Origin of the sequence: Burkholderia sp. USMB20, assembly GCF_000949135.2 — a bacterium.
Lineage (GTDB): Bacteria > Pseudomonadota > Gammaproteobacteria > Burkholderiales > Burkholderiaceae > Burkholderia.
On record NZ_JTAN02000009.1, the window covers coordinates 1 to 753 of the forward strand.

The 753-nt window shown below is 68.0% G+C and carries 1 pseudogene; it reads left to right on the top strand.

The features are described from left to right. Positions 1–753, top strand: a pseudogene (locus PL79_RS11115) (heme utilization protein); the annotation flags it as partial.

The following is a 753-nucleotide window of genomic DNA, read 5'->3' on the forward strand; positions in this document are numbered from 1 at the left end:
TGACGACGGCTGACGTGGCCGCGCTGAAGACGAATCAGGTTGCGGCACTGCGCACGGACCAGCTGCAGAACCTGACGACGGCTCAGGCGGCAGCACTGAGCTACACGCAGATCGCATCGCTGACGACGGCCCAGGTACAGAACGGCCTGTCGAGCGATCAGGTCAAGGCGCTGACGACGGGGCAGGCAGCGGCACTGACGGCGGCTGACGTCGCGGCGTTGACGACCGCGCAGGCGTCGGCGTTGACGACGGCCGACGTCGCGGCGCTGAAGGCGACGCAGATCGCAGCGTTGACGACGACGCAGGTGCAGAACCTGACGACCGACCAGGTCAAGGCACTGACGAGCGCGCAGGTGACGTCGCTGACGACCGATCAGGTCAAGTCGCTGACGACCGATCAGGTGAACGCGCTGACGACGACCGCCTTCGCGGCGCTGAAGCCGACGCAGGTCGCGGCACTGACGACGGCGCAGATCGCCAACCTGAGCACGGCGCAGGCCGGCGCGCTGACGACCGCGCAAGTGGCTGCGTTGACGACGAATCAGGTGCAGAACGGCCTGACGACCGACCAGGTCAAGGCGCTGACGACCGCACAGGCGGCGTCGTTGACGACCGCGCAGGTCGCCGCGCTGACGACGGCGCAATCGAGCGCGCTGACGACGGCTGACGTGGCCGCGCTGAAGACGAATCAGGTTGCGGCACTGCGCACGGACCAGCTGCAGAACCTGACGACGGCTCAGGCGGCAGCACTGA